Origin of the sequence: Pontibacter arcticus, from assembly GCF_003284895.1 — a bacterium.
Classification (GTDB): Bacteria; Bacteroidota; Bacteroidia; order Cytophagales; family Hymenobacteraceae; genus Pontibacter; species Pontibacter arcticus.
This window is the reverse complement of the sequence record NZ_QMDV01000002.1, coordinates 945683-966581: the sequence shown is the minus strand read 5'-3', so window position 1 is coordinate 966581 and position 20899 is coordinate 945683. Positions and strand designations below refer to the sequence as shown.

Here is a 20899-nt window from a genome sequence, read left to right as displayed (position 1 = left end):
TCTTGAACATTAACTTCTCTAAAAAATTCCTTTTGCTTGCCGGCAAAGCCTTTGTGCTGCTGCTGACACTTTACCTGCTTTACCATACTATTTTTACGGCACCTGATACTTTTCTTACCTGGGAAGCCATACTTAGAAAAATGCTGCAGAGCGAGTTGCGTGTGTTGTTTATACTTGTAGCGCTGCTGATACCTGTTAACTGGGGAATCGAGGCGATGAAATGGCAACTGCTCGGAAGTAAAATAGAACCGATCTCTTACTGGCGCGCATATCGTTCGGTAATGGTAGGCCTTACGCTGGGTTTTATAACGCCAAATAAACTCGGTGATTATGCCGGCCGCGTTTTAGAACTGCACAGCGACCAGCATTTGCAAGGTATAGGCGCCGTTTTTATGGGTCGATTCTGCCAGTTGGTGGCTACTGTGCTGGCTGGCTCCGTCGGTTTTTTATACTTTATCTTTACGTTTTACTGGCAATCATATCCGGGTGTAAGTATGAGCGTGGTTGTTTTGCTGGTTATACTTTGCATCGGGTTGCTGCTGCTGCTTTTCCATGCGCGGGCCATGGTGGCACTGGTGGCAAGTATAAAACCGCTCCGCAAACTGGTGCCGTACATCGCTGTTATCAAAAATTATACTTCCCGGGAAGTTACCCGGTTGCTGTTACTTTCGCTGGTGCGTTATGGCGTTTTTATGGCGCAGTTTATTTTACTGCTGGTAATGTTTGAAGTGAAGCTGAACCTGTGGCAATATGTAAGTGGCGTGTCGGGTACTTTTTTTCTGAAATCCGTGGTGCCTTCTGTCAGTTTGCTTTCTGACCTGGGCGTTCGAGAATTATCTGCCATGTACTTGTTTGGTTTGCTGGATCAGGAACGGTTGCAGGTGCTTAGCGCCAGCCTGAGTTTGTGGTTGCTCAACATACTGGTGCCAAGCGTGCTGGGGCTTATCTTTGTATTAAGGTTACGCTTAAACAGGAAAGGAGCCGCCGCTTGAGTTTTATACTTTTACTTGTAGTTATACTTTACAGCTTTCTGATCATCAGGAGATTAACTAGTTGGAATAATTTGCAGGAAATCATACTTCCAACCGCTTTTCAGCCTGAGGTAAAACTATCCGTTATTATCCCCGTCCGGAACGAATCAGCGAACATCATCGCCTTGCTTCAGGATTTAGAGCTGCAATCATACCCGACAGAACTGTTTGAAGTACTGGTGGTAGATGATCATTCCGAGGACGAAACCGCAGCGTTGGTGCAGGCTTTTGCAGCCCAGGCAAGTGTAACTATCCGGTTGCTTCAGTTGAAAGATTATGATAAGTTATACTTAAAGAAAGCTGCCGTTCAGAAAGGAGTGGAGCTGGCAACCGGCGAACTGCTTGTATTTACTGATGGCGACTGCCGGGTGCAGCCGAACTGGCTTTCGCTTTTCGCGCATACTTACCAAACTAAGCAAGCTGTCTTTATCAGCGGTCCGGTCAGTTTCCAGGATACAACATCGCTGTTCGAGAAAATGCAGTTGGTAGAGTTTGCCAGCCTGATCGGAATAGGCGGGGCTTCCATTGCGCTCGGCAAACCTAACATGTGCAACGGTGCGAACCTCGCTTATACAAAAGCAGCTTTTCAGGAAATTAACGGCTTTGCAGGAAACGAAGGCGTAGCCAGCGGCGACGACGAATTTATACTTCACAAGCTCAGCGAGCGCTATCTGGATAAGATCACGTTCCTGAAAAGTGCTGAAGCGATAGTTTATACCAACGCGCGTAAAACCCTGAGCATCTTTATTTCCCAGCGGGTACGGTGGGCCAGTAAGTGGCGCTCTTATACCAAACTGAACGTGCAGTTAGTGGCCTTAACCGTGTTTATGGTTAACCTGTTACTTTTCCTGGCGATACCTGCAGTTATAGGCGGGTGGTTGACGCATTGGTTATTTATATTAGCATATGTTGCCAAGTTTGGGGTGGATTTCTTATTTTTAAGCCGCATACTGGCTTTTTTAGGCAAGCCGAAGTATAATTTATACATACTTCCGTTGCAACTGGTATACATCCCTTATGTGCTGGTAACGGCGCTGGCCGGCTTATTTGGCCGCTACACCTGGAAAGGCAGAACCCTTAAAACGCTATGAACGACAACGAATTTGCTGTACTGGACGAGTTATACTTTGTAACCGCTTATCCTGACCTCAAAACCAAACTTAACCTGACAGACAAAGAACTTTGCGAAACGTTGGAATCTTTGTTGGGGAAAGGCTACATCCGCATTCTTTTCCCAGACCAGGACACCGAACACCCTTACATAGAGACAGCTTTCAAAACAGAGTACCAGGAGTATTTTTTTCTGGCAACCAAGGCAGGTTTAGTCGTGCATAACTCTATCTGATGGCACTCCTTACCAAACCACAGCCGCCCGTGTCGCGGCCACCTTCTTACTACATCAGGCAACGTTTATGGCAGAACAAACCTGCCATGCTGGGTTTGCTGCTTATACTTTTTTCAGTGGTAATAGCACTGGGCGGGTATGCTTTTATGCCGGATAGTTCGCCAAATGCAAACAACGGCATCGTGCAGCTTCAGAAAAAAGAGCCGGGCTTTACAACGCAGGTAATGCGCATACCGCGTGCGGGTGGTGTACAGCAGGAGGTTAATTTTATAGAATTTATACTTTCCGGCGAGCAGGCTGATTTTGCTGAGATCCCAATCGAAAGTTATACTTTTAAAACCGATAGCGTCGTCATTAAACCGGTGAATACTAACAGCGCCATTACCGACCAGGAGCGTACCTTTGGTTTCAGGGAAATACTGGGCAGCGATGCTAAAAACCTGACACCGGACCAAGCAAAGGAACGTATAGAAAGCGATTTTATCACCAACAGAACGTATTGGCTGGGTACCGATAAAGCTGGCCGTGATGTGCTGAGCCGGCTTATACTGGGTACTCGCATTTCGTTGGGTATCGGTTTTGTGGCGGTTCTTATCTCGCTGGTTATCGGTGTTACCATTGGGGCCATAGGCGGTTATTTTGGCGGAAGTATAGATAAGCTGATGACGTTTCTGATGACAGTGGTCTGGTCGGTGCCCAGTATCATGCTGGTTATTGCCATTAGCCTGGCCCTGGATAGTAAAGGCGTTTGGGTTGCGTTTGTAGCTGTTGGCTTAACCATGTGGGTAGAAGTGGCCAGAGTAGTGCGCGGACAGATTTTAGGCTTAAAAGAAAAGACCTATATTGAGGCTGCCAACGTATTAGGAGTTCCAAAGTACCAGATCATATTCCGGCATTTGTTGCCAAACATTATCGGGCCGTTAATTGTAATAGCAACTGCCAATTTTGCATCTGCTATTCTGATCGAAGCAGGCCTTAGCTTTTTAGGATTAGGAGTACAGCCGCCCGCCCCGTCGTGGGGAATGATGGTGAACGAAGGTTTCCAGTTGATTGGTGCCCGGGCCGGCCTTTTTTTAGTAGTTTTACCAAGTGTTTGCATCAGTTTGCTGGTGCTGGCTTTCAACCTTTTCGGTAATGGCCTGCGCGATGCTTACGACCCTAAAATCCCGATTTCGAATGCCTGACATACTTATACCGCAACTAAAACAGGAACTCAACCTTAAAAAGCTTGAGCTCACGGCCTTACTAGAGATTACGCAGGCTATCAATAACAACCTGCCAGCCAATGCCCTGTACAAAATTTACAGGTTTACTTTGCTGGCCCAGCTGCAAATCAGCAGGCTCGTATTGTATGTGCACGACGAAAACTGGGAAAATAAAGTATGCGTAGGTACTTCCCAGGATTTCAGCAAGCAGCCGCTACCAAAGCAAATACTCGAGATCCGCGAAATTACCCGCACTTCCAAACTCAACATCGATAAACGCTGGCGCGATCTGGAGATCGTGATCCCTGTTATTCATAACAACAAGGTGCTGGCTTTTGTGATGATCGGAAACTTTAATGCCAGTTACTCGAACCCGGAAGCCCTGAATTTTGTGCAGACCCTGAGTAACATCATGCTTGTTGCGATTGAGAACCATAAAATGGCAAGGCAACGTTTAGCGCAGGAATCTATCAGGCGCGAGATCGAAATTGCACGTGAAGTACAAACGATGCTGTTCCCTAAATCGCTGCCAAACGATAAAGATGTTGCCATACATGCCAGTTATATTCCGCACTCCACCATCGGCGGCGATTACTACGATTACATCGAAATAGACAAAGATCAGTTTTTGTTTTGTGTGGCCGATGTGTCGGGAAAAGGTGTGCCGGCATCGTTGCTGATGTCTAATTTTCAGGCAGGTTTGCGTACTATTCTGCGCCAGACAACAGACCTGAATACGATCGTATCCGAGCTCAACCACCTGATTTATATCAATGCCATCGCTGAAAAGTTTATTACCTGTTTTGTAGCTATTTACAACCGGGTAACACGCGAGCTGAGTTATGTAAATGCCGGACACAACGCACCTATTCTGCTGCACGAAAACAATACCCACGATCTGCTGAATGATGGTTGTACGATGCTGGGCGTTTTTGATGTGCTGCCATTTATGTCGGTTAGCACGGTGCAGATACCGAAGCGCTCCGTATTACTTTGTTATACCGATGGGCTCACCGAGGTTTTTGATGCAGACGAAGCTGAGTATGGCATAGAAGGCACCATCGATTTTATGCAGCGCCACCGGTTTCTGAGTTCTAAAGTACTGCACCTGGAGTTGCTCCGCGAAATAAACCTGTACAACGAGGAAGCTTCTTTCAGTGATGATATTACCTTGCTTTCGTGCCGGTTTAAATAAATTTACTTGTTGGTTGTTGCGTACTGATTGTTATAGTGCCTCAAGCTTAGTTTTCTCAATAACAATCAACAACTAACAATTTAACATTCAAAAGTGATCCGCTTTTATAAAACGCCCGGGCTACTTAAACAACTATTGCCCCGTTATACCTGGCAACGCCACTCCATGAACAAAGTACTGTATCTTACTTTTGATGATGGCCCGATTCCGGAAGTAACACCCTGGGTACTGGAGCAACTGGCTGGCTATAACGCGAAGGCCACTTTTTTTTGTGTCGGGGAGAATGTAGCCAAATACCCGCACATAGCGGCAGAAATCGTAAAACAAGGCCACGGGCTGGCAAATCATACTTTTAACCACCTTAAAGGCTGGCAGACACCCGTCGCGGATTATGTACAGAACACAGCCCTTTGCCAGGAGCAGCTCAACCAATTCCCTGCGCTCAATACTTCCCGTAAACTGTTCAGGCCACCTTATGGCCGCATTTCGCCGGCGCAGGCTGCCATACTTCGCAAAGAATATGAGCTGATTATGTGGGATGTACTAACAAATGATTACGACGCGACACTATCGCCAGAGTTGTGCCTCGAAAAAGCAGTGGAGCATACCGTGGAAGGCAGCATCATCGTTTTCCACGACAGCCTAAAAGCCCAGCGCAACATGCAGTTTGCCTTACCTAAATTTCTGGCTCATTTTACAGCGCAGGGTTATACATTCGAGGTACTATGATTTTTTCGATTATATACTTCATCGTTTACTTTTTACTTTTCCTGGTACTGCTGTGCCTGCTGGTTTTTAACCGTCGCAACCAAAACAGTAAGTATGACTTCCAGCCGCGGGTGAGTATCCTGATCGCTGCCCGCAACGAGGAACATACTATTTTGCGCTGCCTCAACGCCATCGAAAACCTGCATTACCCCAAAGATAAGCTCGAGATCCTGATCGGGGATGATGCTTCTACCGACAATACACGCCAGGTTGTACTTGATTTTATCCGTAATAAACCGGGTTGTACGTGTATTCCGATCACTGAAAACCTGGGCGAGGCCCGTGGCAAAGCAAACGTACTCGCACACCTGGCTAAGTACGCCACCACAGATTTTTTCTTTTATACCGATGCCGACATTGCCGTTCCCGAAGACTGGATCCAAGGAATGTTATCGGTGATGAAAGAAGATGTAGGCGTGGTTACCGGCATTACTTCCGTTGAAGGCGACGGTTTTTTTGCCGAGATGCAGGCATTCGATTGGTATTATGCGCTGGGTTTGGTGCAGGTAGTATCTGATCTGAAGTTGCCGGTAACATCGATGGGCAATAACATGTTGCTGCGCCGGAAAGCGTATGAAGACGTAGGCGGTTTTGAAAGTATAAAATTCTCTATCACAGAAGATATCGCCATCTTTAACGCCATACTTAAAAAAGGCTGGAAATTCAGAAATTTATATCAGCAAAGTGTACTCGCTAAAAGTACGCCTGCCGCCACGTTCTGGCAGTTTATGCACCAGCGCAAACGCTGGATGAAGGGCACCGCGCATCTGCCGCTCTACATGGCCATCATTTTTGTGCTGCATGCAGCTTATTACCCGGTGTTGCTGCCCTTTTATACTTATACTTCGGTTGGTATTGCATTTCTTATTTTTGTGGTGAAGCTGATCCTCCAGAGCATTTTCCTGTACTTGTGCCTGAAACGTATCGGAGAACGCACCAGTTGGTGGAATTATGTGCTCTTCGAAATTTACATGATTGTTTCTTCTATCATCCTGATCATCTTCTTTTTCCTGCCTTCGAAAGTGAACTGGAAAGGGCGCAAATATTAATCCTTGGTAAGTTAGAAAGTGAAAGAGTTGGCAGGATTATATTTATACGTTGGAAGCCGGCAATCTGTCCTTTTTTAATTGGTAGTGCAGGCTTTTTAGCTTTTATCAAATTCAATAAAATGTAGTACTTCATCAGTTTAGGCTGATGTAAAAACATACTTAAGAGAAATGAATTTAATTGACTCGCATGCCCATATTTACTCTGAAGAGTTTGTTAACGACCGCGATGAAGCAGTGGAGCGTGCATTAGCAGAAGGAGTTTCTAAAATCTACATGCCCAACATCGATCATACTACGATTGATGTGATGCTGGAAACCGAGCACAAACATCCGGAACAATGTATCCCTATGATGGGGCTGCACCCGTGCTACGTTACCAAAGATTTTGAGCGGGAGTTATACCTGGTAGAGGAGTGGCTGGGCAAACGCAAATTTTCTGCAATAGGGGAGTGCGGCATCGACCTGTACTGGGATAAAACTTTTTTTCCGCAACAGCAGGAAGCCCTCAAAGTACAGCTGGATCTTGCCAAAAAGTATAAACTGCCCATCGTACTGCACACCAGAGATTCGTTTGAGGAAACGTATGAACTGGTAGCTGCAGCGCAGGACGGCACGCTAAGGGGTATTTTTCATTGCTTTTCGGGTACGCCTGAGCAGGCGCAAAAAGTAAAAGAACTTGATTTCCTGATCGGGATTGGTGGTGTGGCTACCTTTAAAAACGGCGGCCTGGATAAAGTTTTACCGCACGTTGCCCTTGACCAGATTGTGTTGGAAACAGATTGCCCTTACTTAGCACCTGTGCCGTATCGTGGCAAGCGCAACGAACCTGTTTACCTGCCGCTGATAGCCAAACGCGTAGCCGAACTGAGTGGTAAAACACTGCAGGAAGTAGCCGAGATCACGACCCAGAATGCGTTAAACCTCTTTAAACTATAGTATGCAGGTTGTAAAAGTTGACATCGAAACGGCTGCACCGCTCCATCCGGAAGCTTCCATCCTGATCATTTACACAGGCGGCACGATCGGGATGGTATTTGATGAAGTAAAAAAACACCTGGTGCCTTTTAATTTTGGGCAGATCGTGGATCATTTACCGGAACTGCGCCAGTTTAACTATTTGCTGACGGTATTAAGTATAGAACCTGCTATTGATTCTTCGGATATGTCGGTGCAGGACTGGCTGATGCTGGCCCGTTTAATTGAAGATAACTACAGCAAGTATGATGGTTTTGTAATTTTGCACGGCACAGATACAATGGCCTATTCTGCTTCGGCGCTCAGCTATCTACTCGAAAACCTGGACAAACCTGTTATTTTCACAGGCGCACAAGTACCTATTGGCCGCATCCGGACGGATGCCCGTGAGAACCTGATTACGGCGCTTCAGATTGCAGCCACAAAAAACGATGGCGTGGCCATGGTGCCGGAAGTAAGCTTATACTTCAGGAATGTGCTCTTACGTGGCAACCGGGCAAAAAAAGTAGAGAGCAGCCATTTTGATGCGTTTAAAACTGACAATTACCCTTTACTGGCCGAAACCGGAATCGAAATAGAGTATAAAACCGAATATATTCTGGAAGCTACTTCCAAACCTTTTAAAGTGCATCACCAGTTAAGCGACGACGTTGTTATTCTGAAGCTTTTTCCGGGTATTACCAAGCAGGTCGTTAAAAGTATATTGCTGGACTCCGGGGCGAAAGGGGTTGTACTGGAAACCTTTGGATCGGGTAATGCACCAACCAGCAATTGGTTTTTGAGTGTTTTGCAGGATGCAATTGACAAAGGCGTATTGATCTTAAATGTGTCGCAGTGCGATGAGGGAAGGGTAGACCAGGGGCGTTACGAAACAAGCAAATATCTGCTGAACATGGGTATTATTGGGGGCGCTGATATTACTACAGAAGCCGCCGTAACCAAGCTGATGTTTATACTTGGCCAGAAGTTACCTTTAGAAGAGGCACGAACATGGCTCAGTAAGAATCTGCGCGGCGAAATAACAATCTAAGTATGCTGAAAGTATAAACAAGAAACGCTTGCAAGTATACCGTATAAAAATGTATCTTTGCGTCCAGATAAAGAGAGGTGTCCGAGTGGTTGAAGGAGCACGCCTGGAAAGTGTGTATACTCCAAAAGGGTATCGCGGGTTCGAATCCCGCTCTCTCTGCTAAGTAGTAGTTAAACTCTTAAAAGCCTGTAAACAAAACGTTTACAGGCTTTTTGTATTTAGGCTCACGCTTTTTATATCCATGCATATAACTGCTTTATAGTAAAACTAACGTCCTACTACATAGGCCTATCCTATTCCAGTATTGGAATTCATATTTGGAATTTGTTCCCATAAAGGGAATATAAACTCAATTTGGTAATTAGTTTTATCCTTTCTTAAAATATTTTTCCTTGAATTTTAAAGTCAATTTAGTTGCCTAATACATTGATTATGAATATACTATATTATATTGTTTAATATTTGAAGGTTTGTGTCTAAACACTGATCTTGTGTTTATGGCGTGGTCTTTTCTTTATCCATTATGTGCTTAAGGTTAAAGACATGAAAAAACTATACTTCCTATTACTGCTTACGCTGGTTTCATTAACTTCTGCATTTGCCCAGCAAACACAACTTTACGCAGAGAATTTTTCAAGTAACAATAAAGAGGTTGTAGCAACTCCTTCAGGATCATGGTCCCGCAGTTCAGGCAGCTGGAGAACGCAGGAAAGCAAATCAGTGCAGACCCGTGCTTTTGATTTAACTGGAATTTCTACGGAGGGCTATACTGATGTTAGTGTAAGCTGGGCCGGTTACAGATCTTCGCAGCTGCGTTGGTTATTTATTTATTACTGGGAAAAAAATGACTATGAACTGGAGCTTTTCTATAGCATAAACGGCGGCACAGCAAAAAAAGTAACAGGTTGGGCTGATAATACTAACTACAATAGCTGGGAAGTTGTAAACGGTGGCAACCGTATTTTACTCCCGAAAGAAACATCAAACGTTAAAAACCTGAAGTTAACCTGGAGGTTAAAAGTTGGTGAAGAGCAATACTTCGCTATTGATAATATCACTGTAACAGCCAAAAAGCCTGTTATGTCGCCAACACTGCCGGGTGTAGAGCTATCAGGATTTGAATGGAGCTCCAGACCTGCAAAAGAGAACCCCTTTGCAGTTTCAGGTCCGCAATCTGCAACGCCTTACAGACTCGATGGCATAGCCATGCGCTTTTCCCGCACCAGCGATGCAGGTGTAAATGTAACAGAAGCCTTAATTGGCAATGATCGTTTTCAAAGCCCTAAAACTTCTTTTTCATTGGTTCAGACGGGAGCAACGGCAGTTAGAGGTACCACAGTTCGTATTGACTTTGAAGAACCTGTTTCAGATCTGACCTTTACATTATTTGATGTAGATCAGGGAGTGAGACAATTTCAGGACAAGATTGTAGTAACCGGCGTTGCTCCAGATGGTAAGATTGTTACTGCAACAAAAGAAAATGTAAAAGCAGCGAGTACACAGACAAAGTATACCGCCTTATCCGGAGAGATCATCAGTTCTTCAGTTTATGATATCCCTTCGGATTCTGAGCTGGGCAATACCATGGTTTCTTTCACGGAGCCGGTTGATCAGGTAAATATTGCATATTACAATGGCGATGCAGCACGTGGCCAGCAAGGTATCGGGATGTATAATTTTTATGGCAGAAGCAACCCGGCTCCGCTTCCGGTAGAGCTTATTTCCTTTAAAGGCAAGGTGCAGGATATCGGTACTGTACTTAACTGGGCAACTGCCATGGAAAAAAATAACGATGTTTTTATTGTAGAGCGCAGCCAGGACGGTGAAAATTTCGCGGCACATGGGCAGGTGAAAGGTTCTGGTAACAGTTCTGCTAAATTAAGCTACAGCTATACGGATGCAACAGCTACACCAGGCATTTACTATTACCGCCTGCAGCAGGTAGATTTGGATGGCACGGTATCTTTTTCCAAAGTGATTTCAGTGGAATTAGTAGGCAACCCAACTTCTAAAAACGAAAAAATGGCTGTTGTTTACCCTACCATCGTTAACCAGGATGTTAACGTGAATCTACATGTAGCCCGTGCACAGTTGCTTATACTTGATGCTTCCGGCAAAACAATGGCTACCATCGAAAGCAGCTCAGCAGCCAACCAAACTGTTTCTGTAAGCCATTTGCCAGGTGGAGCTTATTTCTTAGTTGTAAACGATGGCCAACGTAAAGAAACACACCGGTTTTTAAAACAATAGCTTTTCAGAAGTATAAAATGTAATTCGTAATTATACTTCCAGCGTGCTGGTATAAATTTATACAAACAGAAACCCTGTAGCGGGAACTACAGGGTTTCTTGCACAATCTAAACACAAACAACCAATTAAAGCATTAATCAACCAAAATCTTAGTAGAGCTTTCACTCCAATATTTATTTCTTAATATCGAATATAAGTAGAACTGACAGGTAGGTGTGGGTTCTCGGCCAGGCCAACGAAATAATCACCTATAAAAATACCAGAGCCACTCGAAACCGCATTTTCGCCATTCGTGTAATTTAATACACTACCGTATGTGGTCGAAAAGCTGATGTTTTCCTGATCTGATGCAGGTACAAACTTTTGAATAGCACCCGGCGGACTAACAGCAACGTTCCCCACCTCCGAAAGTACTGCTACTGCAGGCAAAATGGTATTAATCATGTTACAGGTGGCTTAAAGTTTTTATTTCATACAAGGATAACGATAAAGTGAAAAGGTTGACAGGAAACTTTAGTTAAAAAGTAACATGGAATTGGCTGGGAGATTTAACTGCCTGAAAGCATACTTTGTAGATGAGTACTTTCTGAAATAGCGTTTAAATTAAATTAAGCAGCTATTTTGAAGTATAAGTATGCATTCTTAAAACTTGTCTTTCTTATTTTATGAGAAAACTCGGCCTTAAAGTAACATTTATGCTTTCTTTTTATTTGCACTAAGTGCTAACAGGTAGTAGTTAAAAACCTGCAAAGCCAGTACAGTGGCAGCTAAAAATATCCCCGGAAACACAACCAGCCACCAGGCAGACGTATCAGACCGGATGCCTGTAATAAGGCGGCCCCAGCTAACAACAGTAGGAGGTATGCCGATTCCTAAAAATGAAAGTGTTGACTCGATGGTGAGCAGGCTGGCCAAACCAAATGTGAAAGATGTTAAAATAGGGCCCAGCATGTTGGGAAGTGCATGTTGCAGCAATATACGTTTGGTTGGTAAGCCCAGGCTTGTGGCAGCTTCCATGTAGGGTAACGCTTTTATCCGAAGCATCTCCGCGCGTGCCAGTCGTGCAATGCCCATCCACGAAGTCAGGATCAGAATAAAAGCAAGCATGGTGACGGACGGTTGTAAAAATGAAGCCAGCATAAGCACCAATATCAGCCACGGAATACTTGATACAGCTTCAATTAACCGCACAATAATATAATCTAACGGAACAGTAACCTGTTTTTTAAGTGAAGGGATGAGGTTTAGGAGCGTTCTCAAAAGTATAAATGCCCCGGCAAGTATAAAAATTAGCATACCGATGCTTGCAGTTGCAACAGGCATTTGTAAAGTAGCCGCCTGGGCCGGAATGTAGAGCCCGTAAAAGTATAAACTGAACAGCGTAAGCGGCCACAGAGCGAAGATAGAAGCCTTGCTGCTTTTAAGTTTGGCGTCTCCAAAATACCCGGCGGCTGCACCCAGTATAACTCCGATAACGGAAGCCAATAGCATCACAGGTACCCCGATGAAAAAGCCTGTCCGAGCGCCATACAACACATTCGAAAGCACATCCCGGCCAATAGCATCTGTTCCCAAATAATGGGTTGGCTGACTTGGGTTATTCTGAAAAGGTGGCTGCATGATATTGTTTAAATCAAGCGAATTTGGCTCATAAACCAACGGCAGTAACGGCAGGAAAAGTGAAAGTACCACCCAAAGTATAAGGTAGACGCTGGCAATCCGAAAGGCTGGTTTCAGTTTCCAGAGGTGGCGGAGGTCCTGGAGTAAGGTATGCATTATCTTTGTAACCGGATGCGCGGGTCAGCCAGCATATAAGCGGCATCGGCCAGCAAATGAGATACAAACCTGACAAGCGCCACCACAAAAACAATGGCAACGATAATTGGGTAATCACGGGCCTGCACGGATGCTACAAGCAAACTGCCCATACCCGGAACTGCAAAAATGGTTTCCGTGATTACTGCACCAGCCACCAATGCAGGTATAAAATCAGATATTACCGTAATCATAGGCAACCAGGCATTCCGGAAAATATGCAGCCTGATAACCTTTTTATGCGATAAACCTTTTGCACGTGCAGTACGCACATAATCCGAAGTATCGGCATCCAACATCGCTCTATAAAACTGATTTGTAATATAAGGCAGGTAAGCAAGGGTAAGCGATAAAATTGGCAAAATAAGGAAGGGAAGCCGGTTAATAAATTGCTCGGTCCAGGATAAATTTCCAGTCTGAAAAAACCCCATACCATAAGCCGGAAACAACTGCAGAAAATCAGGATTGGCGAAAAAGACGAGCAGCAAAAGGCAGAGCACAAACAGGGGTACGCTATCCAGCAAAAACAAAACAGGCATAATAAGCTGCTTTAGCTTAATGAACGGGCGTTGCAAAAAAAGTATAGCCAGTTCCATCGCCAAAAGGCAACTCAGAAGTAAGCTGATCAATACGATGATCCAGGTGTTCAGTAAGGCTTCCAGAATAATATCCTGCACAGGCCTGCTGTCCCGGAAAGAATTCCCGGCATCGCCTGTAAACAGACCGGCTAGCCAGGTGTGGTATTGATTTTGGGTGCCATGCCAATGCAGTTTCGGTAAAAGGTAAGTATAACCTGTACCGTTACGAATTAGATTATCTGCACTTTTTTCAAGTTCCTGCACAGTGGAGGAGTAGGGGGCTGCCTTTTTTAAATCTGCCAGGGCCGAAAGTATGGCTTTCCCATCTACGGCTTTTCGTAGCATTTCCAGTGCAGGTTTTGTTTCTGAAGTGGGGTTTATACGTTGTAAATTTTTGTAATAAGCAGTAACCAAAGGCCAGTTGCCATACTGCCAGGCTAATTTTTGCAAGTGCAGCCGTTCCGATTCCGGGTATACTTTATAAAGTGTGTCGGGTTCCGGGTTAGCCGTTACGCTAAAGTAGAACAAAGGCAAGTGCTGACCAGTCCGGAGAAGGTAGTTCTGGTATGCCTGCTGTTTTGCGGATTTGTCGCTTTTGCTGTAATAACTTTCGGACTGGGAGTGAAGGATATTTTCGGAAGCAAAAGAGCCTGGCAGCAACCTGCTTAATATAAAGATAAGCGTCACGATCAGCCACAGGCTGGGCAAGGCATATAACAGACGTTTTATAAAAAAACCAAGCATGCAGCAAAAGCTTAGTTTTTAATTTTAAACGCACTCACATCGTAATTCGGACTCAGACCAGATATTTTCAGGTTTTCATACTTGTTACGGATCGCTATGCGGTCTTTTTGATAGTATAGCGAGATAAAAGCCGCTTCTTCCTGAAGTATGGCCTGAAGCCTTTTTAACAGCGCTGCTTTTTTTTCTTCTGATTCCGCAACAATGAACTCATCCAGTAGACGATCGCTTTCTGTAGTGCCAAAACCTGTTGCGTTGCTGCCGCCTTGCTCGCTATATGAAGTATGAAACAATGGCTTGAAGTTAAAGAAAAACGGATTGCCGGTAAGTGTCCGGAAGAACATATCAAATGTATGCGCTTGAACTTGCTGGCTTACAACACTTCCTTCAATGGCCTGCACGTTTACCGGTATTCCGGCTTTTGCTGCTGCCTGCTGAAATATCAATGCAGAATTCTCGAATGCCGTATTTCCTGCTCTGAATATAAGGTTAATGGTTAAGTGTTGTTTTTCACCGTTTACAGTTCTAAACCAGCCTTCCGGTGTTATGCGCCAGCCAGCCGATGTTAATAGTTGCGTAGCTTTAGCGGGAGCAAATGAGACGGGCGTTAATCCGTTGTTATAGTAGGTCTTTACAGAAGGGGGCACCGGGCCCACAGTAGGGCTGGCATAAGATTGCTGCGATATTTTAATAAAACTATTGATATCCAGCAGGTGCGCTATAGCCTGGCGTGTTTGCTTATCCCCGAACTTGGGCTGCCGTGTATTAAGTCCGGCATAAACCAGGTCGAAGGCATCCGGTGTATATAAAGCATACGTTTCAGTAACAGCTTTATTGTTTTTCAGGTTGGTGAACTCAGCTGCCGGAATGTTATCCAGTATGTCAATTTGCTTATTTTTTAACGCTAATAAGGCAGTCGTGTTATCCGGAATGATCTGAAAACTGATGCGGGTGGGGTTAGCCGTAACGTAAGAAACAGGCTGGCGAAGGTTGTTTCCCCACCAGTCTGTCTTACGTTTCAGGGTAACATATTGCGCGGTGGTCCAGTTTTCCAGTTCGTAACCGGCGCTTCCTTTTAAAAGAGCTGCACTGCGGTTAAAATCCGGGCTATTAAACCAGGTGGCAAATGTCTTAAGTTTTGTGTCGTTTTCTAACCTGGAAAGGTCGTCGGTAAAATCAGTTACCGAGTAAGAGTCGAGTAATTTTTTCGGATCAAAGAGATAAGCTGGAAGTATAAAAAAATCTCCGGTCAGTAATTGCATTTCGGGAGTAAAGCCCTGGCAAACCAGCGTAAATTTCTTTGCATCAGCTGCGTCTAAAACAATATCCTGTATAAACGCTACCTGTGGCTTTAACTGCTCATTATGCAGCAGAGGTGCTTTCATTACTTTTAAAGTAAAGGCAACATCTTTTGCTGTTACAGGGCTACCGTCGGCCCAACTGGCTTCTTCTCTTAACCTGTACGTAAAATGTGTAACCGAATCGTGTCTTGCAATAACGGGTAAAGCATCAGCCAGAGCCGGTTTAATGGTATTATCTGCCAAGTCTACTGTTAACAGCGCCTGGAAAATCAGATTAATGATCTGAAGAGCATCTGCTTTTGTATAGCTAACCGGATTCAGATTTTCAGGATCTGCGGCCAGCCTGATTCTAACCTCTTCAGGCTCACGGGCAGGCTGGCTACAGAAACTTAAAAAAATTAAAGAGATATAAAACAGTAGGTTAACTTTCTTCATCTTCAAAATCATCTTTTAGCTAAAAGAGTAGAGGCAAGATAAGAAAAATTAACCTGCTGCCTTGGTAAAATCAACCACCGTCAGTCCACGTAGAAGTGCCACCGAATGTAGATGTTGCTAAATCATCTGGGTTTGTAGCTTCTTTAGATACTGGAGTAACCTTATCTGATTTCGGAGCATCCGGATTCAGAGTAATAAGGTTAAGGATTAACTGAATGATTATAGTTATCATACCGAGGGTTTTAATAGTTTATACAAATATGACGTAATGGGTGTATATAGAAAAGGAAACTTTAGGCTAAAAAGTAACTTAAGTATTTAGGGTTTAAAAATAAATTAAGTTATATTTAAACAACTAAAATTATTAAATAAACCCATAGAATCAGTAATATTTGAGGTAAATATTTTGAAAAAGTAACATTTGTAAAAAATAAAAAAAAATATTTTGTTTGTGCTGCTGATCATTGATTTATTATCAGATATTCGTTTTCATATTCAGCTATTATTTAAAAACGCTCAGTAACGCGTTAAAAACAAGTTATGGAAGAACTTAAAAGCCTGGCCAGATTAATTGAGTTTTCTAAAAACTATAAGACAGTTTTACCCCACGATCTTACAGCTGAAACGAAAGAAGGCTACTTCCTTGAAAATCTTAGAAATGATAAGTATGCTAACGATGACGAAGCTGCAAATGACTTATATCAAAGCGATACCAATGATATAAGGTATAAGATGCTGAAGCATCGGTTAAAAAAGAAACTATATAACAATCTGGTTCTAATTAACCTTCAACAAATTAAACTGCGGTTTTTCTCCCAAAAAGAAATTGAATGTTATACTTCCCTGCAGCAGGCGCAGGTGTTGTTAAAACTGGCCGAGTATAAACTGGCAGCCAATCTGGCTAATAAGATCATTACCATTTCAAATCAGTTTGAGTTTACCAACTTACTGATTGCCTGCTATGAACTCTTACTTTTTTGTTATGCCGAGCAAGGCGATGTAAAAGCGTTTGTGAAATATAAACAACTGCTGAGCATTGAGTTGGAGAAAAAAAGGCACGAACGCGAAGCCGTTAATATTTACCAGTTCATTAAAGCGAAAACCAAAAAATCCATTAAATCCAGGAAGGAAGTATTGCCAACTCTGCCAGATGCAGTAGATGATCTGAAACGCCTTTGGCTTCTGAGCGGTACTTTTGATGCCTTTAATGCTTATTACAAAGGTTCCATGATCTACCACGAGCTGGAAGGTGATTTTTCTAAAATACTGGAGCTAACGCTTCTTTCAGAAAAGTGGGTAAGCGAAGGGAAAATCAATGCGGAACGTTTTGAATCGCTTTACAACAAATTCATACTTATTTATGCTCACTTACGGGTAAAAGAATACGCCAGCGGGCTAATTTATGCCAATAAGTTTGTAAGTGAGTTTGAAGCTGGCACGCGTAACTGGTTTGCTTACATGGAAAATTATTTTCTGCTGGCCTCACATTCCAAGAATTATAGTATGGCCGAAAGTATTGTAAAGGATGTTACTGCTAACCCAAGCTACCATAAACTTGCACCGGCATCTGTAGAGCGTTGGTTGCTGTATAGTGCCTACTTATCGCTGGTAACCCTTAACGAGACCTTTGCCGCCCGCATGAAAGAATATTTGTTTGTGTCGCTGCCCGAGTATAGCAAGGATAAGCAAGGGTTTAATGTGGCCATACTTATACTTCAGTTTGTATACTTCCTGCAGAAGGGCGATTCCGAAGCGTTAATTTACCGCATCGACGGGCTTAAAAAGTACATTCTTTTCCACTTGAAAGACAGCTTTAGCCAGCGCAGTAAGTTATTTATTAAGTTGCTTATACTTGCCGTTACCGAAAACCTGAACGCCAAGGCGTGCCGCACCAAAGGGCAGCGGCTCTACTTAAAACTGCAGGAAACTCCAACGCCAGGCGATGCTTATGCTGAGATTGAGATCGTGCCGTACGAGCATTTGTGGGAAGTGATTTTAGCCTCCCTGGAAACAAAAAAAACTTAACAAGGCATTTAGTTACCAGGTATAAATTTATTTGACAGGCAAAAAGTGGAGCCTGAAAAGTATGGATTTGCTTATATTTCCGGATGCAAAAGAACGATCCTACCATAACCAGGGCCTGGTGCTTTTACGATTGGGCCAACTCGGTTTACTCGCTTGTTATTACCTCCACCATTTTTCCGATATATTACAGCGCGGTAGCTAAAAACACAACTACTGGCTCTTCTATAGTGCCTTTTTTCGGTTTTGAAGTACAGAGTTCGGTGTTGTTTTCGTATGCTGTATCGGCTTCATTTCTGATCATCGCTTTTCTGAGCCCTTTTCTGACTGCCATTGCAGATTACAGTGGCCGCAAAAAAATGTTCATGCAGTTTTTTTGCTACCTGGGTGCGCTGTCCTGTGCCGGTTTATACTTTTTTACCCGAGATACCTTTACCATTTCGGTGTTATTTTTTATACTTGCTTCGGTGGGGTATAGCGGCAGCATTGTGTTTTATAATGCCTACCTGCCAGAAATTGCAACCGAAGACCAGTACGATAAGTTAAGTGCCAGAGGTTTTGCGATGGGCTATGTGGGCAGTGTACTTTTGCTAATCTTTAACCTGGCGATGATCATGCAGCCGGGTTGGTTTGGGATTGCAGCAGATAACACCAGCCTGCCGCCGCGCATCGCCTTCCTGACGACCGGCATCTGGTGGTTTGTTTTTGCGCAGTATACTTTTTACCATCTTCCCGGCAATGTCTATCACCTCAAGCCCAAAGGAAGCTGGATTTTAAACGGTGTGAAAGAACTGAAGAAAGTGCTGGAACAAGTAAAGAAGTTGCCGGCGCTCAAACGGTTTTTGCTGGCCTATTTTTTCTACAACATGGGCGTGCAAACGGTCATGTATGTGGCAACCATCTTTGGCATAGAAGAACTTAAATTGCCAGACGATGCACTTATTTTAACTATCCTGATTATTCAGCTCGTGGCGGTAGCAGGTGCGTATTCGTTCGCAAAATTATCAGGCAAGTATGGCAATATTAAAGCTTTGATCGGCGGCGTAGTTATCTGGATTGGCATTTGTATTGGAGCCTATTACATCCGGGGCGAAACTGATTTTTATGTGTTGGCTGCCGTAGTAGGGGCGGTAATGGGAGGGATTCAGGCACTTTCCCGCTCTACCTATTCTAAGTTTATACCTGCCAATACCATAGACCACGCATCATACTTCAGCTTTTATGATTTAACCGAAAAAGTATCGATCGTGCTGGGTACACTGGCTTATGGTTTAATAGCGCAGCTTACAGGCTCTATGCGCTTTAGCGTGGTGGCTTTGGCTGTTTTCTTTCTGGTAGGGTTGATTTTCTTGCTTTCACAGAGAAAAGTAAGTACGCTGAAAGTATAAACTGAAATGAGCGAAGTATAAACTCAAGCAATTTATACTTTGCTCTAGAGTATAACCAAACAAAAAGGTCCGTTGCAGTATAAACCGCAGCGGACCTTTTTGTTGAAGTATAATTTCTTACTTTTTATATACTTGCTTGCCGTTAATGTAAGTTCTCAGCACTTGCGTTTCGCGCATTTTATCTGCAGATACAGTTAACAGATCGCGGTCTACAAGTATGAAATCAGCAAATTTCCCTTTTTCAAGGCTGCCTTTTTCTTTTTCTTCGAAGTTGGCTTTAGCTGCCCAGATGGTCATGCCGCGCAGTGCATCTTCTTTAGACAGTGCATTTTCCATCTGAAAGCCGTTAGCCGGGTAGTTTTTAGCATCCTGGCGGGCAACTGCCGAATGGTACGTATAAAACGGATTTATATCCTCCACCGGAAAATCTGTACCCAACGGGATATAACCGTTTTGCTGTAGCAATTCTTTAAACGGATAAGCATGCTTTAAACGATCTGCGCCCAGCCTGTCGCCGGCCCAGTACATATCCGAAGTGGCATGCGTAGGCTGCACAGAAGGCACAATGCTATACTTTCCAAACTTGGCCATATCAGCGGGGTTGATGATCTGGGCATGTTCTATACGCCAGCGCTTATCATTTTTGCCGCCCAACGTTTCGCCGTAGATATCCAGTAACAAACGGTTGGCAGAGTCGCCGATGGCATGTGTGTTCATCTGGAAACCATACTGGTTCATCTCTTTCGCCAGGTTACGGAAGCTCTCCTCAGAATCCAGCAGGAAACCAAAGTGGTTGTGCTTATCGGCGTAAGGCTTCAATAAGCTTGCACCTCTCGATCCTAACGCGCCATCCGCATATACTTTAAAGGAGCGCACATTCAGCCAATCGGTTTTGTAAGGCCCGCTTTTAAAATAATGGTCGCGGTTTGCCTGCGTCGGGTTCAGCATGGCGTAAACGCGCATTTTCAGGTCGCCTTTCTTATGCATGGCATCCATCAGCTCAACCGTTGCTCTATCTAGGCCGGCATCTACCACAGTGGTTAAGCCAACGGCAAAACAGTTTTCCTGTGCACTTTTCAGGCCTTGCTGAATCTGCTCTTCCGTGGCTTCCGGAATTTTGGTTGTAACCAGGTCAACTGCATTATCGATCAGGATACCGGTCATTTTACCGCCTTCAGTTTCTACCAGGCCGCCCACCATTTTCGTTTGCGGCGTAACGCCGGCAAGATCCAGCGCTTTCTGGTTAGCCAAAGCAGCGTGCCCATCAATGCGCGTAAGTATAATGGCTACATCCGGAAACAACAGATCCAGGGTATCTTTTGTAGGGAATTCCTTTACGTTCCAATCGTTCTGGTCCCAGCCACGGCCGGTTATCCAGTCAGCATCCGGGTACTTTTTCTGCTGTTCCTGCACTTTCTGCACAATCTCTTTAAAAGAAGTAGTACCAACCAGGTCAGCAGATTCCAGTGCCAGTCCATACCCGAAAAAATGGGCATGGCCATCTATCAATCCGGGATAAATAGTTTTGCCTTCCGCATCAAGTTCTTCTGTGGCTTTATACTTTGCTTTTATACTTTCGGAAGTACCAACTTCGATGATCTTGCCATCTTTTACAGCAAAAGCCTCCGCCTTCTCGAAATTCTCATTTACCGTATAAACAGTACCGTTGTAAACGATCAGGTCGGCGGGAGTGGAGTTGGAGCAACTACTTAAAAAGGCACCACCCAACAGGACGGCTGCCGCAAAGGAGCGTAAAGGGTTTCTCATATAG

General features: G+C 44.1%; 17 protein-coding genes and 1 tRNA gene. 13 read left to right on the top strand and 5 right to left on the bottom strand.

Annotated features, from left to right (window positions below):
• The first annotated feature begins 2 nt into the window (after nt 1-2).
• From DP923_RS09370 to DP923_RS09320, 11 genes are all read left to right on the top strand, one after another.
• The gene (locus tag DP923_RS09370) at nt 3-992 is read left to right on the top strand and encodes a lysylphosphatidylglycerol synthase domain-containing protein (protein WP_112305548.1); all 990 of its coding nucleotides are present in this window, start codon (nt 3-5) and stop codon (nt 990-992) included.
• Nucleotides 989-2122 (top strand): glycosyltransferase, encoded by a 1134-nt coding sequence (locus DP923_RS09365; RefSeq protein ID WP_112305547.1) that lies wholly within the window; start codon nt 989-991, stop codon nt 2120-2122. Before DP923_RS09370 ends, DP923_RS09365 begins: the two co-directional genes overlap by 4 nt.
• Nucleotides 2119-2376: a hypothetical protein gene (locus DP923_RS09360; RefSeq protein WP_112305546.1), complete on the top strand. Its 258-nt coding sequence runs from the start codon at nt 2119-2121 to the stop codon at nt 2374-2376. The genes DP923_RS09365 and DP923_RS09360 overlap by 4 nt, the downstream gene beginning before the upstream one ends.
• On the top strand, nt 2376-3560 hold the full coding sequence (locus DP923_RS09355) for an ABC transporter permease (RefSeq protein ID WP_239020984.1): 1185 nt from the start codon (nt 2376-2378) through the stop codon (nt 3558-3560). The genes DP923_RS09360 and DP923_RS09355 overlap by 1 nt, the downstream gene beginning before the upstream one ends.
• Entirely contained in the window at nt 3553-4776 is a 1224-nt protein-coding gene (locus DP923_RS09350) for a PP2C family protein-serine/threonine phosphatase (protein ID WP_112305545.1), read from the top strand. Before DP923_RS09355 ends, DP923_RS09350 begins: the two co-directional genes overlap by 8 nt.
• Before the next feature lie 165 nt (nt 4777-4941).
• Nucleotides 4942-5505: a polysaccharide deacetylase family protein gene (locus DP923_RS09345; RefSeq protein ID WP_112305544.1), complete on the top strand. Its 564-nt coding sequence runs from the start codon at nt 4942-4944 to the stop codon at nt 5503-5505.
• Entirely contained in the window at nt 5502-6593 is a 1092-nt protein-coding gene (locus DP923_RS09340; RefSeq protein ID WP_112305543.1) for a glycosyltransferase, read from the top strand. The genes DP923_RS09345 and DP923_RS09340 overlap by 4 nt, the downstream gene beginning before the upstream one ends.
• Nucleotides 6594-6761: 168 nt before the next feature.
• On the top strand, nt 6762-7529 hold the full coding sequence (locus tag DP923_RS09335) for a TatD family hydrolase (RefSeq protein WP_112305542.1): 768 nt from the start codon (nt 6762-6764) through the stop codon (nt 7527-7529).
• A 1-nt stretch (nt 7530) separates the two neighbouring features.
• Nucleotides 7531-8598: an asparaginase gene (locus DP923_RS09330; RefSeq protein ID WP_112305541.1), complete on the top strand. Its 1068-nt coding sequence runs from the start codon at nt 7531-7533 to the stop codon at nt 8596-8598.
• Nucleotides 8599-8669: 71 nt separating this feature from the next.
• Nucleotides 8670-8757, top strand: a tRNA-Ser gene (locus tag DP923_RS09325).
• 384 nt (nt 8758-9141) lie between these two features.
• Nucleotides 9142-10848 (top strand): T9SS type A sorting domain-containing protein, encoded by a 1707-nt coding sequence (locus DP923_RS09320; RefSeq protein WP_112305540.1) that lies wholly within the window; start codon nt 9142-9144, stop codon nt 10846-10848.
• Nucleotides 10849-11028: 180 nt separating this feature from the next.
• Here DP923_RS09320 and DP923_RS09315 read toward each other — a convergent pair whose 3' ends face one another.
• The 4 genes from DP923_RS09315 to DP923_RS09300 all read right to left on the bottom strand — a co-directional run bounded on the left by DP923_RS09315 (nt 11029) and on the right by DP923_RS09300 (nt 15718).
• Nucleotides 11029-11292 carry a hypothetical protein gene (locus tag DP923_RS09315; protein WP_112305539.1) on the bottom strand — a complete coding sequence of 88 codons (264 nt, stop codon included), beginning with the start codon at nt 11290-11292 and terminating at the stop codon, nt 11029-11031.
• A 249-nt stretch (nt 11293-11541) separates the two neighbouring features.
• On the bottom strand, nt 11542-12624 hold the full coding sequence (locus tag DP923_RS09310) for an ABC transporter permease (RefSeq protein ID WP_112305538.1): 1083 nt from the start codon (nt 12622-12624) through the stop codon (nt 11542-11544).
• Nucleotides 12624-13985, bottom strand: coding sequence for an ABC transporter permease (locus tag DP923_RS09305; RefSeq protein WP_112305537.1), 1362 nt, complete (start codon nt 13983-13985; stop codon nt 12624-12626). Before DP923_RS09305 ends, DP923_RS09310 begins: the two co-directional genes overlap by 1 nt.
• Nucleotides 13986-13996: 11 nt before the next feature.
• Nucleotides 13997-15718: an ABC transporter substrate-binding protein gene (locus tag DP923_RS09300; RefSeq protein ID WP_239020983.1), complete on the bottom strand. Its 1722-nt coding sequence runs from the start codon at nt 15716-15718 to the stop codon at nt 13997-13999.
• Nucleotides 15719-16258: 540 nt separating this feature from the next.
• On the opposite strand from DP923_RS09300, the gene DP923_RS09295 reads away from it, so the two are divergent.
• A complete protein-coding gene (locus DP923_RS09295) occupies nt 16259-17743 on the top strand; it encodes a hypothetical protein (RefSeq protein WP_112305536.1) in 1485 nt (494 codons plus the stop codon).
• An 83-nt stretch (nt 17744-17826) separates the two neighbouring features.
• A complete protein-coding gene (locus DP923_RS09290; protein ID WP_112305535.1) occupies nt 17827-19128 on the top strand; it encodes an MFS transporter in 1302 nt (433 codons plus the stop codon).
• A 117-nt stretch (nt 19129-19245) separates the two neighbouring features.
• Here DP923_RS09290 and DP923_RS09285 read toward each other — a convergent pair whose 3' ends face one another.
• Complete coding sequence (locus DP923_RS09285) at nt 19246-20895, bottom strand: amidohydrolase (RefSeq protein ID WP_112305534.1); 1650 nt, start codon at nt 20893-20895, stop codon at nt 19246-19248.
• Between the last annotated feature and the right edge of the window lie 4 nt (nt 20896-20899).